This window comes from Brevibacterium sp. UCMA 11752, assembly GCF_021532235.1.
In the GTDB taxonomy this organism is placed as follows: domain Bacteria; phylum Actinomycetota; class Actinomycetes; order Actinomycetales; family Brevibacteriaceae; genus Brevibacterium; species Brevibacterium antiquum.
The window spans coordinates 715,936-731,249 of record NZ_JACBOS010000003.1; the positions used below are offsets into that span (position 1 = coordinate 715,936).

At 65.3% G+C, this 15,314-nt stretch carries 13 protein-coding genes; 6 read left to right on the forward strand and 7 right to left on the reverse strand.

Annotated features, from left to right (window positions below):
• Positions 1–135: 135 nt before the first annotated feature.
• The 4 genes from HU144_RS03225 to HU144_RS03240 all read right to left on the reverse strand — a co-directional run bounded on the left by HU144_RS03225 (position 136) and on the right by HU144_RS03240 (position 5,853).
• A complete protein-coding gene (locus HU144_RS03225; protein ID WP_235350115.1) occupies positions 136–1,341 on the reverse strand; it encodes an acyl-CoA dehydrogenase family protein in 1,206 nt (401 codons plus the stop codon).
• Between the two features lie 69 nt (positions 1,342–1,410).
• On the reverse strand, positions 1,411–2,775 hold the full coding sequence (locus tag HU144_RS03230) for a beta-ketoacyl-[acyl-carrier-protein] synthase family protein (RefSeq protein WP_328284270.1): 1,365 nt from the start codon (positions 2,773–2,775) through the stop codon (positions 1,411–1,413).
• Positions 2,772–4,295: a class I adenylate-forming enzyme family protein gene (locus HU144_RS03235; RefSeq protein ID WP_235350116.1), complete on the reverse strand. Its 1,524-nt coding sequence runs from the start codon at positions 4,293–4,295 to the stop codon at positions 2,772–2,774. Before HU144_RS03235 ends, HU144_RS03230 begins: the two co-directional genes overlap by 4 nt.
• A gap of 616 nt (positions 4,296–4,911) precedes the next feature.
• On the reverse strand, positions 4,912–5,853 hold the full coding sequence (locus HU144_RS03240) for a GlxA family transcriptional regulator (protein ID WP_204233663.1): 942 nt from the start codon (positions 5,851–5,853) through the stop codon (positions 4,912–4,914).
• A 107-nt stretch (positions 5,854–5,960) separates the two neighbouring features.
• Here HU144_RS03240 and HU144_RS03245 point away from each other — a divergent pair, with 107 nt between their 5' ends.
• The 6 genes from HU144_RS03245 to HU144_RS03270 all read left to right on the forward strand — a co-directional run bounded on the left by HU144_RS03245 (position 5,961) and on the right by HU144_RS03270 (position 10,838).
• Positions 5,961–6,272: a putative quinol monooxygenase gene (locus tag HU144_RS03245; protein WP_075846768.1), complete on the forward strand. Its 312-nt coding sequence runs from the start codon at positions 5,961–5,963 to the stop codon at positions 6,270–6,272.
• Positions 6,273–6,901: 629 nt separating this feature from the next.
• Positions 6,902–8,227 (forward strand): ISL3-like element ISPfr2 family transposase, encoded by a 1,326-nt coding sequence (locus tag HU144_RS03250; protein ID WP_235350117.1) that lies wholly within the window; start codon positions 6,902–6,904, stop codon positions 8,225–8,227.
• A 275-nt stretch (positions 8,228–8,502) separates the two neighbouring features.
• Positions 8,503–9,285 carry an MFS transporter gene (locus HU144_RS03255; protein ID WP_235350118.1) on the forward strand — a complete coding sequence of 261 codons (783 nt, stop codon included), beginning with the start codon at positions 8,503–8,505 and terminating at the stop codon, positions 9,283–9,285.
• 145 nt (positions 9,286–9,430) lie between these two features.
• Positions 9,431–10,090: a TetR/AcrR family transcriptional regulator gene (locus HU144_RS03260; protein WP_235350119.1), complete on the forward strand. Its 660-nt coding sequence runs from the start codon at positions 9,431–9,433 to the stop codon at positions 10,088–10,090.
• Complete coding sequence (locus tag HU144_RS03265; protein ID WP_235350120.1) at positions 10,087–10,428, forward strand: DUF6204 family protein; 342 nt, start codon at positions 10,087–10,089, stop codon at positions 10,426–10,428. Before HU144_RS03260 ends, HU144_RS03265 begins: the two co-directional genes overlap by 4 nt.
• Positions 10,425–10,838 (forward strand): MarR family winged helix-turn-helix transcriptional regulator, encoded by a 414-nt coding sequence (locus HU144_RS03270; protein ID WP_235350121.1) that lies wholly within the window; start codon positions 10,425–10,427, stop codon positions 10,836–10,838. Before HU144_RS03265 ends, HU144_RS03270 begins: the two co-directional genes overlap by 4 nt.
• Positions 10,839–10,866: 28 nt before the next feature.
• Here the strand turns inward: HU144_RS03270 and HU144_RS03275 are convergent, their stop codons facing one another.
• The 3 genes from HU144_RS03275 to HU144_RS03285 form a co-directional block, all read right to left on the reverse strand.
• Positions 10,867–12,060 (reverse strand): MFS transporter, encoded by a 1,194-nt coding sequence (locus HU144_RS03275; RefSeq protein ID WP_235350122.1) that lies wholly within the window; start codon positions 12,058–12,060, stop codon positions 10,867–10,869.
• A gap of 256 nt (positions 12,061–12,316) precedes the next feature.
• Complete coding sequence (locus HU144_RS03280) at positions 12,317–13,711, reverse strand: NAD-dependent succinate-semialdehyde dehydrogenase (protein ID WP_235350123.1); 1,395 nt, start codon at positions 13,709–13,711, stop codon at positions 12,317–12,319.
• A 364-nt stretch (positions 13,712–14,075) separates the two neighbouring features.
• The gene (locus HU144_RS03285) at positions 14,076–15,146 is read right to left on the reverse strand and encodes a 1-aminocyclopropane-1-carboxylate deaminase (protein ID WP_235350124.1); all 1,071 of its coding nucleotides are present in this window, start codon (positions 15,144–15,146) and stop codon (positions 14,076–14,078) included.
• Positions 15,147–15,314: the final 168 nt, after the last annotated feature.

The window sequence follows — 15,314 nt, forward strand, 5'->3', positions numbered from 1 at the left end:
ATCGAAAACCTGACTCAGCGTTGAACGAAAGGCCCGTACCGAACGAGAGGCCCGTACCGAACGAGAGACCCGTACCGAACGAGAGACCCGTACCGAACGAGAGACCCGTACCGAACGAGAGCCGATGACCACCCTTCAGTCGTCGAGGAGGGCTGCCGCGTACATGGGGCGGGCGGCGTCGGCGCTCGGCGGGTGGAACAGACCGGCGGTCGCATCCCGGTACAGGCGCGAGAGTTCGTGGCTATTGTCGAAGCCGCTGCCGCCGGAACACATGAGAGCCGTCTCGGCCGCGTTCCTGGCCGCATCGGAGGCCTTGATCCGGGCTCCCACCAGCCGCAGCGGCCAACCGGACCCGTGGTCGACCAGTGCGTCGAAGTCCCTGGTGTAGGCGTCGAGCATGGCGGGGACGGCGAGGTAGTCCAGGTGCGCGTCGGCGAGGCGTGCGCGAGTCTCGGGCACCTCGGCGAAGGTGGTTCCGGCTTTCGCGGACTTGCGCTTCTTCAGACCGGCCGCGCCGAGTTCGAGCGCTCGGGCGGCGACGCCGGCATAGACGGAGGCGATGAGCAGCTGGAAGTTGCTGGTGATCGCGAAGGTCAGCGGGTCGGGGTGCTTGCCTGCCGGGATGGTGCGCGAGACCCGTTCGGGGCGCATGGGTACCTGGTCAAGCATCGTCGCCCGCGACTGGGAGGCCCGCATTCCCATGACGTCCCACTGGTCGGAGACCGTGATGCCCTCGGCGTTGCGTTCGATGAAGCCGTAGACCAGCTGGCCCTCGGCTGGCTGGTCTGCATCGGGGCCGGCGATTCCTTCTTCAGCGGAAGCGATCTCTCCGTGGACGATCAGCCGCGTCCACACGGGGGAGAGCGAGGTGAAGATCTTCACGCCGGTGAGCAGGTAGCCTCCGTCAGAGGTCGGTTCAGCCACCGTGTTCGACCCCTGCATGACCCAGTCATTGGAGGGTTCGGAGATGCCGAAGGCGAAGATCTCCCCCGCCATCGCCTCCTCGAAGACCCAGTTCAATGAGGCATCGCCGCGGTCGTTGAGAGCCTTGACGACGCCGGTGCACATGAGATGCATGTTGATCGCCAGGGCCGTGGCCGGGGCCGCCGCGGCCAATCGCTGCTGCAGACGCGAGACCTCGTGCAGGCTCAGCCCGGGACCGCCGTAGGCGTCCGGAACGAACAGAGTGAGGTAGCCCAGAGACTTCAGCTCCTCGAGGTCCTCATCGAAGAAGCGGTTCTCACGGTCGTAGACGCCCGCACGTTCGCGGAAACGTTCGAGCACCTCGGCGGGAAGGTACTTCTCGGCCAGTTCGCCGAGGCGGGTCTCACGGTCGGTCATCATGTCTCCTAGCGGATGGGGTCAGATTCCCGATTGGATCGGGGGCAGCGAGTCGACGTCCCACGTTGATCAGCGGGGCCGGCGCAGAATAACCGCACCGTTGTGCCCGCCGAATCCGAACGAGGTCGACAGGACTGTGTCAATCGGTGCATCGTCGAAGCCGCCACGGCCGATGTTGCGTGCTTGACCTGCAACGATGTCCCATCCCTCGAATTCGCAGGTCTCGAGGTTGAGTGTCGGAGGCAGCGTCTGCTCCATCATCGTACGGACGGCGATCATGGCCTCGATGACGCCCGAGGCACCAAGCAGGTGACCCGTCGACGACTTCGTGGCGCTGATCGGAATCGAGTGGGCGGTGGTGCCGAGCGCGGCGTCGAAGGCCTTGAGTTCCGCCGCATCACCGGCGGGAGTGCCGGTGGCGTGGGCGTTGATGTGGCCGATGTCCTCGGGATCCAGTCCGGCGTCGGCCAGGGCCTCACCCATCGCCGAGGCGGCACCTCGGCCATCGGGATGCGGATTCGTCGGATGGTGAGCGTCGCTGGCGGCTCCGAATCCTGCGAGTTCCGCGAGCGCGGTAGCCCCGCGGGCGGCGGCTCCGGCCTCGGATTCGAGGAGGATCGCACCGGCGCCTTGGCTCATGACGAATCCGGATCGCGCACTGTCGAAGGGTCTGCTGGCGGATGTGGGATCATCCTCGAAGCCGGCGGCGAGCGCCCGCATGTTCGCGTTCGAGGCGAGGTTGACCGCGTTGAGGCAGTCCTCCATCCCGACGACGAGCACCGCGTCGGCGTATCCGTGACGGATGCGGCGCATTGCCTCGCCGAGGGCGATGGCCCCGCTGGCGCAGGTGGCCGAGACTCCCTGCCCGGGCCCGCGGAAATCGTAGCGCTGGCTCAGCAGCGCTGCGGCCGAGTCGGGTGCGCCGTGGATCGCCAATGTCAGGGGAACCGAGCGGGGGCCGCCGTCGAGGAGTGAGCGTGTGGCGTTCTGCATGGCGTCGACGGGGCCGGAGCCGGTGGCAGCGATGACGGCGACGCGGGATCGGCCCCACGGGAGGGAGTCGGGGGCAGCGTCGTCGGTCTGCGCGCCTGCATCCGTTTTCGCCCCTGTGTCCGGGCGTGCGATCCCGGCCTGCGTCAGGGCCTGGTCTGCGGCGGCGATGGCCCAGTGCTGGACTGGGCTGAGTCGGCGAGCGAGAGAGCGGGGCAGGATCGCCTCGGCGTCGAAGTCTCTCACCTGGCCGCCGATGCGCACGGCCAGATCCGCAAACTGCTCCCCCTCGAGTCGACCGATCGCGCTGCGGCCGGTGACCACGGAGCCCCACAGTGCGTCGACATCATTGCCGCTCGGCGTGATCGCGCCCATTCCGGTGATGACGACGCGGCTGTCTTCGGTGTTCGGTGCGTCCCGGCTCTGGGAGACCTGTCCGCTCACAGTCGCTGTCCTTGTCCGTCCATGATGAGGTCAACGGTTTCGGCGCGCCGAATCTTCCCGCCGACCGTCCTGGGCAGGTGCTGGAGTCGATAGATGCGACGAGGAACGAACTGCGGCGCCAGGCGGGCCCGTGCATGGTCGAGCAGCTCTGTCTTGCCCAGTCCTTCGTGCGTACCGGCACCGGCCTCGATGACGAGGGCGATGAGGCTGCCCAACGCCGGGTCCTCGAGGGCGATGGCGCAGACCTCGCCGAGGTTGTCGTACGTTTCGAATGCCCGCTCAACTTCCGGCAATGAGACCTTGTGACCACCGGTGATGGCGATATCGCCGGCCCGACCGGCCAGCTGCAGCCTGCCGTTGACGATCCTCCCCTGGTCATCGACGGTGGCCCAGCCGTCTGCCCCGCGCAGCACCGCATCGGTGGTGCCGGTGACGTAGCCGTACGAGCAGGCCGCGGCCCGGATCCACAGCGTCCCGAGTTCTCCCTCGGGAACTTCGGCGCCGGACTCGTCCCGGATCTGAGCTCCGATGCTCGGATAGACGGTGATCCAGGTGCCATCACCATCGCGGCTGTCACCGATGAAACCGATCTCTGCGGCACCGTAGTAGCTGAGCAGCCGTGTTTGCGGGAGGATCTCGGCGAGGCGGTCGCGGATGCTCGCCGGCAGATTGGCTCCGCCGGTGACGACGAGGTCGAGGTGAGTGAAACGTTCGGGGTCACGGCGGGCCGCCTCGGCGAGGGCACGGACTACCGCGGGAACCGCGACGACACGGGAGATGGCCTCGGATTCGATGCGCCGACCCATCGTGATCGGGTCGGATTCGTCGGCGACGTGCACGCTGCCCCCGGTCGCGAGACTCTCGACGACCGCGTAGAGCGTGAGGCTGTAGGACACCGGGCCCGGTGCCAGTGTCGCGACTCCGGGCAGCGGTTCGAGGTGGGCTGAGGAGACGCCGACATTGTCGCGATACTGCTGCCGCGTCTTGATGAAGGCCTTCGGGTTGTTCGTCGTGCCCGAGGAGAAGAGCATGAGAAAGGGCTCGGACGCATCGCGGACACTCGGCAGCGGGGCAGGCTCGACGACGGCGGCTTCGCGAGTTCGGAAGTCGGCGAGGCCGATGACAGTGCCGGTCCAGGAGGAGGCGAGCGCCTCGGCGAGTTCGCTGTTGTCGCTGATGACGACTCCGATTCCGGTAGTACGGATGACGCCGAGCTGATGGTCGAGCGGCCAGCGCGGATCGATGGTCGTGGATACGGCTCGGTAGCCAGCAAGCCCGGCAATGATCCGCGAGGCGTGAAACGCCGAGATGAGGCTGACCGCGGTGATGGGGATGCCGTCTGTCTCATGGGCGGGGGTCGGCGGGTCGGACTGCGCTCGGTGGAGTTCGTCGACGACGGCGAACATCCGGCGAGAGCCTTCGACGAGCTCGGAGTAGGTCAGCCGCTCGTCGGCTCCGACGAGGGCGAGCTGCTCGGGATTGTTCCCAGCAACGTTGAGAACCGTCGAGGTGATCGGCACGTATGACCTCCAGATAGCTGCGGCACGGCTGGATCCGGGTGCGCCCTCAGCCTGCCTGTGGGCCCGGTCTGGGCCGCTTCCCCAGTATAGGAGTCGCCGGAGTATAGGAGTCGCCGGTTTCGATTCTTAATCTGTAATCATTCAATTATCGGGCTTCGGTCGACTGGCGCGAAAACACGCAATTGTCTAACGGGAGACGACAATCCGAATTATCGCATTAGAGGCTCTTCCCAGATGAGGGTGTAGGTCGGCCGGGCGCGTCGGTCCGCAGATAGACGTCGAGATCTCCCGACGACGGAGGTTCCTACGCCATCCATCCGAAAGACCTCGACGTGTCCGACGCTACCCCGCCGGCCGGCTTCGGCCGCCCTGACCTGACCGCCTTCGCGTCTTATCCCAATCGACTCTGATCGGGTCTGCTGATCCTCTCGACGAGAACGCAGCGACATCACAGCCACCCAACCCCGACCGTTCGGGAAGCCGGGACACGTCACATGGCCTGTGCTGCGGGCGTGTCGAGTTGGTCGTCCAGGGGCGACGCAGGAGTGTCGACGCGACGTGCTGAGAGGTGGTTCCAGTCGAGCACTAGCACACCGGCTACAGGCATGGCGATGGGTCAGGAACGGCGTCGCTCCCTACGCAGGAGGGAGCGCAGAGTCTCGGCGTTCGCGTAGCCGACCCGTAGCGCGATCTCGGCGGAGGTGAGGTCCGTGGTTGCTGAGAGGTGTCGAGCTCGTTCGGTGCGAAGCCGTTGGACGAAGCCGAGCGGAGTGAGGTTGAGCGCCGCACGGACTCGTCGTTCGAGGGTGCGCCGGCTGGTGCCGAGCGACTGCGCGACGAAGGCGACGTTGAACGGTTCGTCCAGTCGGGCGCGCACGAAGCGTTCGAACTCGACGACGATCGGGTCCTCGTGCCGGAGATGTTCGTAGGCGACGAAGGCCGCCTGCGACGGGCGCTCGTCGATGATGAGGAGCTTGGCGACGTGTTGGGCCAGGTCGGGGCTGATCGATCGCACGAGTGAGAGCGCGAGGTCGATGTGGGCGAAGGCGGCGCCGGCGGTGACGAGGTTCCCGTCGACCACGACCATGGTGTCGAGATCGAGGGCGACGGTCGGATAGCGCTTCAGGAACTCCGGCCCCAGGAACCAGCTGGTCGTCGCCCGCCGATGATGCATCCGTCCGGTCTCGGCGACAGCGAACACGCCGGTGCACGCCGCGGCGATCCGGGTGGTCGCCTCGTCGAGGCGCCCGAGCGAGGCGATGACCGAACGAGCATCTCGGCTCTGGAGGGCGTCGTTGGTAGCGGCGGCCGTAAGGGTTCCAAGCGCAGGGACGACGACCACGTCGAACTCTGCGGACTCCGACAGCGGGTGGTCCACCGACAGGGTCATCGATGCCGTCGTGGTCACTCGCCGTTTCGGTCCGAGGATGGCGAGTTCGATCGGGTCGATCCGTGGGTCGACATCGCCGCGGGCTCCGTCGGCCACCCGCACGATGTCGATGATCGACGCGATAGCCGAACCGAAGCAGCCGTCGATCGCGATCAGTCCGATACGCATGACGTAAACAATAGCAATACTGCCGTATACGCCACTACCCACCGGCCCTCGCTCGTCATACGCTGAACTCGTCACACGAAGAATCACGACTTCAAGGAGAGTCCCTCATGTCAACACCCGCATCACTTCCGTATGCCTTCGTCGCCAAGATCGTCGCGGCCGATGGACAGCACGACGCGCTCGCCGATCTGCTCGCCGGCGCTGTCGCACTCGCCAACGAAGAAGTAGGAACGATTGTCTGGTTCGCGGTCAGGACCCACGCCGACACCTTCTGGATCTTCGATGCATTCCACGACGAGGCCGCTCGCGACGCCCACGCCAACGGCGCCATCGTCGCAGCCCTGATGGCCAACCAGCACCTCCTCAGCGCAGCACCCGAGATCCTGGCGGCCGACGTCCTCGCGTCCAAGCTCCCGTAGTCCGCCAACGCACGAGACGATCGTGCCCCGCCGAGCCGTCGCCAGGTCGCGACGCAACGCCAGGCTGCGTTGCCGAGCGGTGCGAGGCCTATCGGCACACGGACAGGATGCCGGCCGCGAGCGCTCAGCCGGCGAGGGGTCCGTCGCAGAGGAGAGCGACGTCGGTGTCGGGCAGAGCCGTGAGGCCAGCGCATCGCGCGACCACCAGAACCGAACAGCCCCTGCCCTGCGTTTCCGCAGGGCAGGGGCTGTTCGCCGGAGCCGCCTGTCGGAATCGAACCGACGACCTAATCACGTCGGCTTTGCGTCTATCGCTTGATGCGCCCACTGGGCGAACGAGCCGCTGACCTGAGCAAACGCCGAGCGTGGGGGACGCCGCCATCCGGTGGTGACCGACGACGACCGACCAGTACCGACCGTTTCACCGGAGCTTGCGGCGGCGTCGAAGCCGAGCAAGCTCCATTCCTTTAGCTCACCGCGCCCTCCTCCTCGCCGGTCCCGTCGTCGAAGACGTTTCAGGGGTCTTCTCAGATGACGGTGTAGGTCGGCCGGGCGCGTCGGTCCGCAGATAGGCGTCGAGGTCTCCCGACGACGGAGGTTCCTACGCCATCCATCCGAAAGACCTCGACGTGTCCGACGCTACCCCGCCGGCCGGCTTCGGCCTCCCTGACCTGACCGCCTTCGCTCGACTCGACGGCCTCGGTCTGAGCGTGACCGGACAACGACTTGAACCGGATCGTGCGGTCCTCGCGTGCCGCGTGGTGGAACCAGATCAGTGGTGCCGACGGTGCGGCAGCGAAGGCGCTGCTCGTGACACCGTGACCCGGCGGTTGGCCCACGAGCCGCTGGGCTGGCGACCGACCGTGCTGGAAGTTGTAGTGCGCCGCTACCGCTGTGCCGACTGCAGACACGTGTGGCGCCAAGACATCAGCGCCGCGGCGGAGCCACGCGCGAAGCTCTCGCGCACCGGGCTGCGGTGGGCGCTGGAAGGGATCGTGGTCGCACACCTCACCGTCGCCCGTGTCGCCGAGGGACTCGGGGTCGCGTGGGACACCGCCAACAACGCGGTCCTGGCTGAAGGCAAGCGGCTGCTGATCAACGACCCCACGCGGTTTGAGGGCGTGAAGGTCATTGGCGTCGATGAGCACGTCTGGCGCCACACCAGGCGTGGCGACAAGTACGTCACCGTGATCATCGACCTCACCCCGGTCCGCGATGGCGCCGGCCCAGCAAGGCTGCTGGACATGGTCGAGGGCCGGTCGAAGGCGGCGTTCAAGACCTGGCTCGCCGACCGCGACGACGCCTTCCGTGACGCGGTCGAGGTGGTCGCGATGGACGGCTTCACCGGGTTCAAGACCGCCGCTGCAGAGGAGATCCCGGACGCGGTCACGGTGATGGATCCCTTCCACGTCGTGCGCCTGGCCGGTGACGCCCTCGACAGGTGCCGGCGCCGGGTCCAACTCGCGATCCACGGGCACCGTGGGTTCAGGGACGACCCGCTCTACAAGTCGCGGCGCACGCTGCACACCGGCGCGGACCTGCTCACCGACAAGCAGAGCGACAGGCTACGCGCGCTGTTCGTTGATGACGCTCACGTCGAGGTCGAGGCGACCTGGGGTGTCTACCAGCGCATGATCGCCGCCTATCGCCACGAGGACCGGCAACGTGGCCGCGAGCTCATGGAGAAGCTGATCACCGACCTCAGCGCCGGCGTCCCCAAGGTGCTCACCGAGCTCACCACCCTGGGCCGGACCCTGAAGAAGCGAGCCGCCGACGTGCTCGCCTACTTCGAACGACCCGGCACCAGCAACGGGCCGACCGAGGCGCTCAACGGACGGCTCGAACACCTGCGCGGCTCCGCACTCGGGTTCCGCAACCTGACCGACTACATCGCCCGAAGCCTGCTCGAGACCGGCGGCTTCAGACCCCAACTCCTACACCCCCGATTGGGATGAGCCGCATTAGATTTCGGACTAACCCCGCTACCTGCGCAGACGAGGCGTATCATCCATTTTCCCTTGCTTTCGGCAACCACCCGGAGCAACTCGGCAAAGTTGACTCTTTGACATTCCGCTAACCGCCGTTATACGTTGACTTGGCTCTACCGAAATACCATTTCCATATCGTGGAATCGTGGGTGTTGTCGCCCGGAGTCCATTCCCATGTCGCTCGATCATCGGCGACCGAGACACCAATACCGAGATACCGGAGTCTCCTCAGCCTCGCCTATGTGTTCGTCTTCTTCTGGAAGTACCGCGACCCCAAGGAGATGAATCGCCTCGGCAAGCTCAAGGACTCTGAGCTCGAATACATCCGCGAGGGCGGCGCTCAGGACGAAGACGCACCTCGCCCGAACCCGCTGGCCAATCTCGGCTACATCCTCAAGCAGCGCAAGGTCTGGGGCATGTCCCTGGGCCTCGGTTGCGCCGGCTATACGCAGTGGATGCTCCTGACGTGGCTGCCCGGCTACCTGCAGTCGGAGATGGGCATGAGCGTGATGTCCTCGGGCATCTTCACAGCCCTGCCCTGGCTCGTCGCCGTGGCCGTCGAGTTCATCTTCCCCGGCTGGCTGCTTGACCACCTGATGCAGATCGGGAAGTCGGGCACGGCTGTCCGCAAGACCTTCATCGTTGCGGGGATGCTCCTGGCCATGACGGTGATGGGCGCGGCCTTCACCGAGGACCCGGGCTGGGCCCTGTTCTGGATCACCCTGGGCACCAGCGGGATCACGGTCTCCTTCTGCGTCACCAACTCCCTGCCTGCGCTCATCGCCCCCGAAGGCGGGGTCGGCGCGACCGGCTCGATCATGAACTCGGTGAACAACCTCATCGGTGTCTCGGCGCCGATCGTCACCGGCTTCGTCGACCAGGCGACCGGCGGCTTCGGTGCCACGTTCATCGTCTGCGGAGTCATCCTGGGCATCGGCATCTTCTTCTACACAGTGGTGCTCGGCCCGATCATTCAGATCCCAACCGCCGAGGAGCGCGCCGCTGCGAAGACAGCCGGAATCTGAACAGCTCCTCGACGAATCCCCCGCGCGCCACCCCCATACGCCCGTGCCCTGAGATCTCGAGGCACGGCAGAGGCCGCGCCGGTAACCAGCGACTTCACTTTCATATACTTTTAAGTATCTGGATACTCTAATGTATCCTGAGTGAATGGCATCATCATCCGCCTCCACGCGCCCCCCGGTTCGCCTCACCCGCAGAGAGAGCCAGGAGAGAACTCGCAGCGACCTCATCGCTGCGGCAATCGACCTCTTCGCCGCGAATGGCGTGGCGGGCTCCCCGCTCAATGCGGTGGCCGAGCACGCGGGCTTCAGCCGGGGCGCAGTGCATGGGAATTTTGCCGACAAGGCCGAACTTGCCAGCGCCGTCGTCCACTCGGTCGCAACCGACCTCGGCGCACAGCTTGCTGAAGTCCTCTCCCGCCCCACCTCAAGCAGAACAAGGCTGGCGGACTACATCACCACCTCGATGGACTACTCCCGTGCCAAACCGGCCTCGGCCGCAGCCATCGTCGCCGCGGTCGGGTACCTCAGCCGCAGCGGCGCGGAATCTTATGATGATCGTGCCAAGGACTCCGCCGGCGATCTGGTCGCGCTGTTCGAGGAGGGACAACGGCTCGGGGAGATGCGCAGTTTCGATCCGCTCACGATGGCACTGGCACTCCGCTCGGTCCTCGACACGACGTCCGCGAGCCTGAGCCGCAGCAGAGCATCCGCCCGCGCAGATGCCGTGACCGCTGAGTTCGTGGCGCTCTTCGACCACGCCACCCGCAGCACCGCAACCACAGCTCCACAAGGAACACAATCATGAATCGCACCTACCGCACCACAGTCCGAGGCCGCTTCGCCGACCTCGACGACACCCGGCGCGCAACCCTGCGAGCGGCACACGAGGACCACGACATGTTCTCCGCGCGCTTCACCTCGGAGGGCACGTTCCTCTACACACCCGAATTGGTCACCTATCAGCATCGGTTCGAGATCGTCATCGAGGAGGAGTCTCCCGAAGACGCCGAGGTGCTCGCCCATATGCGTGCCGAAGAGCTCGCGAAGGCCGACCTCGACAAGCGGGGCCTGAGCGGGAGAACTGTCGGCGTCTCATCGGTCTGTGTCGAAGACGTCAAGCTGCGTCGAGGGGTAAGGCGATGAGTCTCGCGGCTGCGCTGCTTATGTCCCGAGCAATGAGCGGGCTCGACGCGCGCATCTCTGAAGTGCTCGAACGCGTAGGGCTGTCGTTCGAGGACCTGCGACGTCTGCGGGCCATCGGCCGGTGCGACGAGGGATCGGCCTCGCCGGATCAGGGGCTGACCCGCTCCGAGCTAGCAGAGGCGATGGATGAGGCAGCTTCACAGGCTCTGCGCGCGGTGCGGCCCCTGGAGAAGCTCGGCTGGGTCGAGCGATCCGAGAGCGGCACCTTCGTCCTCACTGAGAGCGGAGCCTTCCTCATCGACCAGGCAGAGGGGCTCGCCGAGGCGGCGGCACAGAGATGGTTCGCCGACACCAGCATCGATCCTACCCAGGTGACGACAGTGCTCGCCGCCCTGGTCGAAGAGGATTAGAAGTCCGACGGCTGACCGCACTCTTCTCTTACCGCACCGGCACCAGCTGACTTTCCCGTGCCCGCCGACTCATGTCGAGACAGATGAAGGCGGCAATGAGCATCATGACTCCGGCTCCTGCCATCAGGGCTCCGGTGTCCATCCCAGCCAGGACGGCGAAGACCGTCACCCCCACAGCCCCGCCGAGGTTGCGGGCAGTGCTTCCCGCGCCCGAGGCGAATCCTGGCCTTTGCGGCAGGGCATGCATTGCCGCTGTCACAATCGCGGGCGTGAGGATCCCGACCCCGATCGCCCACACGACGAGGGCGATCCACAGTCCCCACAGACCTGATCCTGACACTGTCAGACCCATCAGCCCGAGGCCCATTCCGGCCACAATGAGGCCCATCGCGCTTGTTCTCCAGACGCCGAGGCGATTGCTGACCGTCCCCGACAGCGCCGCGACGAACGGAAGCGGCAGCAGAGCGGGCAGAGTGGCCAGCCCAGCTTGGAACGGACTCAGCCCTCGATCGCCCTGGAAGAACTGGGTCAGAAGAAACAGAGAGCCGAGGACGCAGAAGTTCATCAATCCCGCGACGATGCAGGCAGTCAGCAGTCTCATCCGCGATGATCCAGAAGATTCGACGCGCCCAGCGCCCCGGGCGAGCCCACCACTTCCCAGTCTCGCCGCCCATGCCGGTGATGAATAGACAATGATCGGCACGAGCGCCACGAGGATGACCGGCAGGTTCAACCAGAACGCTGCCCTCCAGTTGCCCAGCTCGACAAGCAGCCCTCCCAGCAGAGGTCCCACCGGAAGCGCGACCCCACCCAGCGCCGCCCACAGCCCGACGAGCTTGTTTCGCTCACGGTCATCGGCAGCCGACTCCGAGAGCATCGCCAGGGTGCCGGTCATCGTTGCGGCGGCGCCAACACCCTGCAGAGCACGTGAGGCAACGAGAACCTCGATCGTCGGCGACAGCGAGCAGGCCAGCGAGCCAAGGAAGAAGCAGAGGAAACCGAACACCACGATCCGGCGATGACCCCAGCGGTCCCCGATCGCTCCGAAGGCAAGCAGCAGTGCGGCGAGGACGAAGGTGTAGGCGTTGATGACTCCTGCCATCCCCGATTGGCCCGCCTGCAGATCAGCATTGATCTGCGGCAGTGCGACGTTGACGACTGTCACATCGAGGAGAACGAGGAAGTACCCGGCGCACAGGCCGAGTACGAGCAGTTTCGGCATCCATTGACGCTATCGACCCAGTGCCTGGGAGTCGAGGGTTCGACGAGACTCACATCGTGCCCGCGAGACGCTTCGCTCCCGCTCTCACCTGCACACTCGCCTTGGCACAGCGAAACGCGGGCGCTGTGCCGAAGAATCGGGTTCTCCCCGTCATTCTCGACGCAACGCCCGCGTCTCGATGTCGCTTCAGACTCGGCGGCAGTGCCTCGGCAGGACGCCCGTGTTTCGGTGTCCAGCTGGGACTGCCCAGTCAGAGTCAGTCAGCGACGTAGTACATGCGCTTGTTGACGAACTCGTCCATGCCGTAGGGGCCGAGCTCGCGGCCGAAGCCCGAACGCTTGGTGCCGCCGAACGGAATCTCCGCACCTTCGCCACCTGGAGTGTTGACGTTCGACATGCCCACATCGAGACGCTGAGCCAGCTTCGCAGCACGCTCTTCGTCCTTCGAGAACACGGCGCCGCCGAGACCGAAGCGGGTGTCATTGGCAAGCTTGAGAGCTTCGTCGTCGCTGGTCACCTTGTACACGGTGGCCACGGGTCCGAAGAGCTCCTCGCGGTAGGCGTCCATGTCCGAGGTGATCCCGGTCAGCACGGCCGGCGATACGTAGGCGGAACCGTCGCTGGCGAGCTCGCCGCCGACGAGTTTCGCTCCCTGCTCGACTGCACGGTCGAGCTGCTTGCGCAGGTTCTCCGCAGCACCACGTGAGGACATGGGCGAATACTTGCCGTCGCCTGCCTCGTCGGGGGTGCCCTTCGTCCAATCCTGGGCGCGCTTAGTCAGTCCGGACACGAAGTCATCATAGATGTCATTCATGACGATCATCCGCTTGTTCGCGTTGCAGACCTGGCCGGTGTTGTAGAGGCGGGTGCCCCAGGCGGTGTCCACGGCTTCGTCCATGTTGTCAGTGTCGAGGACGATGTAGGGATCGGAGCCGCCGAGCTCGAGGACAGCCTTCTTCAGGTTCTTGCCTGCAGTGGCGGCCACGGCCGAACCGGCACGCTCGGAGCCTGTCAGCGATACGCCTTCGACACGGTCATCGGCGATGACGGTCTCGATCTGCTCATGCGTGGCGTAGATATTGTTGTACACGCCCTCAGGAATGCCGGCTTCCTTCATCATGTCGGCGATGATCGCCGACGAACGGGGGCAGATCTCCGCATGCTTGAGGATGATCGTGTTGCCCAGCACCAGGTTCGGCGCAGCGAAGCGGGCGACCTGGTAGTAGGGGAAGTTCCAGGGCATGATGCCCAGGAGTGCTCCGACGGGTCGGCGCTGGATGAATGCCTTGCCGCCCGACATCGATTCGATCGGCTCGTCCGCGGCGAACTTCGGGCCGTTGTCCGCGTAGTAGTTGAAGATGGCCTCGCAGAACTCGGCCTCCTCGATGCCTTCCGCGACGGGCTTTCCCATCTCTTCTGCGATGATCTTCGCGAGTTCTTCCTTGCGCTCACCGAACAGTGCGGCGACCTTGTTCACGATCGCAGCGCGCTCCTCGATCGTCTTCTCGCGCCAGCTCAGGAAGCCCTTGTGAGCTGCGTCGAGGGTCTCCTCGATCTGCGCGTCGGTGGCGTTGTCGAACTTCTCGACGACCTCGCCCGTGGCCGGGTTCTCGACACGGTAGCCGCCTGCAGCACTGCCTACATTGCTCATTCCAGACTCCTTTGACTAGTGGCGCCCTGGTGGCGCCGGATAAGGCGTTTGCATCGCTGTTCACCGCCGAAATCGACGGATCGCGTATGTCTGCCTCTCACGCTATCAAGACGTGACGTGCGCAACAAGTGGCGGAACCTGGGGGAATCATCAGTTCGCGACAGCCCGGACCACCCTCACCGAGGTTGTGCGGATTTCGCGGGTGATGTCACGAAATCCGCATCCACGGCCAGACGCACTCACGATATCTGCACCGCGTAGCGGCGCTCATTCAACGCTGAGTCAGGTTTTCGCCTCAAGGCAACAGCGAAATTCTGACTCAGCGTTGAACGAGGCGGCCTGTTCTCCGTTGTGACGGAACTCCTCAGAAGATCGAGCTGTAAGCATTGAGGGCCAGCTGTCCGCCGAGGTGGGCATAGAGAACCGTCGAATCCTTCGCCACTGCGCCCCGGTCTCCAGCACCAGGCTGGCCTTCGACGTCAGCCCGACCGTCGACATCAGCGCGTCCGACGAGGTCGAGGAGGCCGGCCATCGACTTGCCCTCGTAGACAGGGTCGAGGATGACACCTTCGAGCTCCGCGGTTGTGCGGATCGCGTTGATGGTCGATTCATCGGGGATGCCGTAGGCCGGGCCTTCCCAGCCGGGACGGATATCGACATCAGCATCGGTGATCTCCCGTCCGAGTCCGATGAGACCTGCTGCGTTGTTCGCAATGCGTTTGACCTGATCACGGGTCTTGTCCAGGGTCGCAGAGGCGTCGATGCCGATGACCTGGCGCTGTGGACCTCCGGCCGCCTCGAGCGCGGCGAAGCCTGCGATCATTCCGGCGTGGGTGGAGCCGGTGACCGTGCACACGATGATCGTGTCGAAGAAGACGCCGAGCTCCTTCTCCTGCTCGGCGACCTCATAGGCCCAGTTGACGAATCCGAGTGCACCGAACTTGTGCTCGGAGGCACCGGCCGGAATGGGGTAGGGCCTGCCGCCCGCGGCCTCGACCTCGGCGATGGCGTTCTCCCAGCTGGAGCGGATGCCGATGTCGAATCCGGCCGAGTCGAGGTGCACATCGGCACCCATGATGCGGGAGAGTTCGATGTTGCCGACCTTGTCGTTGACCGGGTCGTCCCAGTCGACCCAGCGCTCCTGCACGAGGCGCGACTTCAGCCCCAGGTGCGCCGCGACGGCCGCGACCTGCCGGGTGTGATTCGACTGGTAGCCGCCGATCGAGACGAGCGTGTCCGCCCCGGAGGCGAGGATGTCGGGAACGATGTATTCGAGCTTGCGGGTCTTGTTGCCCCCGAACGCGAGACCGGAGTTCACGTCCTCCCTCTTGGCCCACACCCGAGCCCCGCCGAGGTGGTCGCTCAGTCGCTTCAGCTCGTGGACCGGGCTGGGCCCGAAGGTCAGTGGATAGCGCTCGAAATCGGTGATTGGCATGGTGTCCTCTTCGTCTGGTGGAGCTGGAAGCTGGAGAGCAGTTGCTTCAAGCCTGATGATAGGCCCCGGCGATATGCAATATATTGCATTCCGGTGAGGACTACAATGGCACAAGCGCTACGTCCCACATGCCAGCACAACTGGATGCGATGCCAGGACTGCCCAGTG

Excerpts from the sequence above, each read along its gene's own strand:
- HU144_RS03275 (WP_235350122.1), bottom strand. The coding sequence starts at position 12,060 with ATGCCGAAACTGCTCGTACTCGGCCTGTGCGCCGGGTACTTCCTCGTT.
- HU144_RS03225 (WP_235350115.1), bottom strand. The coding sequence starts at position 1,341 with ATGACCGACCGTGAGACCCGCCTCGGCGAACTGGCCGAGAAGTACCTT.
- HU144_RS03245 (WP_075846768.1), top strand. The coding sequence starts at position 5,961 with ATGTCAACACCCGCATCACTTCCGTATGCCTTCGTCGCCAAGATCGTC.
- HU144_RS03280 (WP_235350123.1), bottom strand. The coding sequence starts at position 13,711 with ATGAGCAATGTAGGCAGTGCTGCAGGCGGCTACCGTGTCGAGAACCCG.
- HU144_RS03240 (WP_204233663.1), bottom strand. The coding sequence starts at position 5,853 with ATGCGTATCGGACTGATCGCGATCGACGGCTGCTTCGGTTCGGCTATC.
- HU144_RS03265 (WP_235350120.1), top strand. The coding sequence starts at position 10,087 with ATGAATCGCACCTACCGCACCACAGTCCGAGGCCGCTTCGCCGACCTC.
- HU144_RS03270 (WP_235350121.1), top strand. The coding sequence starts at position 10,425 with ATGAGTCTCGCGGCTGCGCTGCTTATGTCCCGAGCAATGAGCGGGCTC.
- HU144_RS03285 (WP_235350124.1), bottom strand. The coding sequence starts at position 15,146 with ATGCCAATCACCGATTTCGAGCGCTATCCACTGACCTTCGGGCCCAGC.
- HU144_RS03260 (WP_235350119.1), top strand. The coding sequence starts at position 9,431 with ATGGCATCATCATCCGCCTCCACGCGCCCCCCGGTTCGCCTCACCCGC.